Here is a 2,977-nt window from a genome sequence, read left to right on the forward strand (position 1 = left end):
CGGCGTACCGCCCCCGCCGGCCGGGGGCGGTACGCCGGTTCAGACGTGACGCTCCGTCACACCTTCTTCGACTGTGCGTACTTGACGAGGAAGTGCGCCTCCGCGATGGAGAGCCGCTGCAACTCGTCGGGCGACACGCTCTCGTTCACGGCGTGGATCTGCGCGTCGGGCTCGCTCAGCCCGATCAGCAGGACCTCCGCGCTCGGGTACAGCTCGGCCAGGGTGTTGCAGAGCGGGATGGAGCCGCCCTGCCCGGCGATCTGCATCCGCTGGCCCGGGTACGCGACCTCCATCGCCTCGGCCATGGCCGCGTACGCCGGGCTGGTGGTGTCGGCCCGGAACGGCTGGCCCTGGCCGCTCTGTTCCACCGTCACGCGGGCGCCCCACGGCGTGTGCTTCTCGATGTGCGCGGTCAGCAGCTTCGTCACCTCGACGCTGTCCTGTCCCGGCGCCACCCGCAGACTGACCAGCGCACGCGCGCTCGCCTGCACGGACGGGGTCGCGCCGACCACCGGCGGGCAGTCGATGCCGAGCACGGTCACGGCGGGCCGCGCCCAGATCCGGTCGGCGACCGACCCGTCGCCGATCAGCCCGACCCCGTCGAGCACCTTGGCGTCCGCGCGGAAGTCGGCCTCCGGGTAGTCGAGTCCGGTCCACCCGTCCGTACCGGGCAGCCCGTCCACGGTGGTTGAGCCGTCCTCGGCGCGCAGCGAGTCGAGGACGCGGATGAGCGCGGCGAGCGCGTCCGGGGCGGCCCCGCCGAACTGGCCCGAGTGCAGGTTGCCTTCGAGGGTGTCGATCTGCACGCGCAGCATCGTCATGCCGCGCAGCGTGGCCGTGGCGGTCGGCACACCGGCACGGAAGTTGCCCGCGTCACCGATCACCACGGCGTCGGCCGTGAGCAGTTCCGGGTGCTGCTCCGCGTACCGTTCGAGCCCGCCGCCGCCCTGCTCCTCCGAACCCTCCACGATCACCTTGACGTTGACCGGCACCCCGTCGGCCGCCTTGAGGGCGCGCAGCGCGAGCAGATGCATCACGAAGCCGCCCTTGCAGTCGGCGCTGCCACGGCCGTACCAGCGCCCGTCGCGCTCGGTCAGCTCGAACGGCGGTGTCTGCCAGGCCGACTCGTCGAGCGGCGGCTGGACGTCGTAGTGCGCGTACAGCAGGACGGTCGGGGCGCCCGCCGGGCCGGGCAGCAGGCCGTAGACGGACTGGGTGCCGTCAGGGGTGTCGAGTACGGCGACGTCCTGGAACCCTTCGGCGCGCAGCGCGTCGGCCACCCATACGGCGGCGGCCTCGCACTCGCTCTTCGGGAACTGCGCCGGATCCGCGACCGATCGGAAGGCAACCAGCTCCGACAGCTCCGTGCGGGCACGGGGCATGAGTGAGACGACTGTTTCTGCGATCGGATCGGCAGGCATGGGCACGCTCCTCGTCGGTACGACGTTGGGTAGGTGTAATGGGGACACGACCCAGGGACAAAAGGTCAGTCATGATCCTCCCACAGTGGGTCGAGACGGCCCGCGCCGTAGGATGCCGTTCGATAAGTAGCAGGTCGTAAGGCCCACCGGTCGAATCAGGAGCAGAAGCACATCGTGAGCAGCGAGAACGCAGACGCCGGAAGCGAGCACGACGAGCCGGTGTGGGATGTCGTCGTGGTCGGCGCTGGACCGGCGGGAGCCTCGGCGGCGTATGCCGCGGCGGTCGCCGGCCGCCAAGTGCTGCTGCTGGAGAAGGCCGAGTTGCCCCGGTACAAGACGTGCGGCGGCGGCATCATCGGCCCCTCGCGCGACTCGTTGCCCCCGGGCTTCGAGCTGCCGCTCAGGGACCGGGTGCATGCGGTGACCTTCTCGTTGAACGGCAAACTGGCCCGCACCCGCCGCTCGAAGCGGATGCTCTTCGGGCTCGTCAACCGTCAGGACTTCGACGCGAGTCTGGTCGAGCACGCGCAGAAGGCGGGCGCCGTGCTCCGTACGGGCGTGACGGTCGCCCGCGTCGAGCAGCACGGCCCGGGAGTCCCCGACCGCCGCACGGTCGCCGTGGTGCTGGCCAGTGGCGAGACGCTGCTGGCGCGCGCCGTGGTAGGCGCGGACGGCAGCGCGAGCCGGATAGGAGCCCACGTCGGGGTGAAGATGGACCAGGTCGACCTCGGCCTGGAGGCGGAGATCCCCGTACCGCCCACCGTGGCCGAGGACTGGGCCGGACGGGTACTCATCGACTGGGGCCCGCTGCCCGGCAGTTACGGCTGGGTCTTCCCCAAGGGCGACACGCTCACGGTCGGCGTGATCTCGGCGCGCGGCGACGGCGCGGCGACCAAGCGCTACCTGGAGGACTTCGTCGCCCGGCTCGGCCTCGCCGGTTTCGAGCCCTCCGTCTCGTCCGGGCACCTCACCCGCTGCCGCAGCGACGACTCGCCGCTGTCCCGTGGCCGGGTGCTGGTGTGCGGTGACGCGGCGGGACTGCTGGAGCCGTGGACCCGCGAGGGCATCTCCTTCGCGCTGCGCTCCGGGCGGCTGGCCGGTGAGTGGGCCGTACGGATCTCCGAGGCGCACGACGCGGTGGACGCCCGCCGCCAGGCGCTGAATTACGCGTTCGCCATCAAGGCGGGCCTGGGCGTCGAGATGGCGGTCGGCCGCCGGATGCTCGCCGTCTTCGAGCGCCGCCCGGGCCTGCTGCACGGCGCGATCACCGGTCTGCGCCCGGCCTGGAACGCGTTCGCCGACATCGCACGCGGCTCGACCACACTGGGCGGCCTGGTGAGGACCCACCCGCTGGCGAGGCGCGCGCTGAACATCCTGGACCGCAGGATGGAACCGACGGGCCCGACGGTGGTAGCCGTCCAGCCGGAAGCGATGGACGCGCCAGCGCGGGACTAGCCGTCCGGCGTTGCGGGTCTGGGTTGCGGTGTCGCTGACCGGTGCCGGGTTCCGGGTCCTGCGGAGGGGGGTGTCCGGACTGCTTGTCGCATGAGCTCCTT

At 71.8% G+C, this 2,977-nt stretch carries 2 protein-coding genes; one reads left to right on the forward strand and one right to left on the reverse strand.

All coding sequences use genetic code 11. From position 1 onward, the window contains the following. Positions 1–56: 56 nt before the first annotated feature. Positions 57–1,421, reverse strand: a complete 1,365-nt coding sequence (locus HY68_RS31170) for a dipeptidase (protein ID WP_041998115.1) — start codon at positions 1,419–1,421, stop codon at positions 57–59. Between the two features lie 174 nt (positions 1,422–1,595). On the opposite strand from HY68_RS31170, the gene HY68_RS31175 reads away from it, so the two are divergent. After that, positions 1,596–2,876 carry a geranylgeranyl reductase family protein gene (locus tag HY68_RS31175; protein WP_041998118.1) on the forward strand — a complete coding sequence of 427 codons (1,281 nt, stop codon included), beginning with the start codon at positions 1,596–1,598 and terminating at the stop codon, positions 2,874–2,876. Positions 2,877–2,977 lie beyond the last annotated feature (101 nt).

Source organism: Streptomyces sp. AcH 505, from assembly GCF_000818175.1.
Taxonomy (GTDB): Bacteria; Actinomycetota; Actinomycetes; order Streptomycetales; family Streptomycetaceae; genus Streptomyces.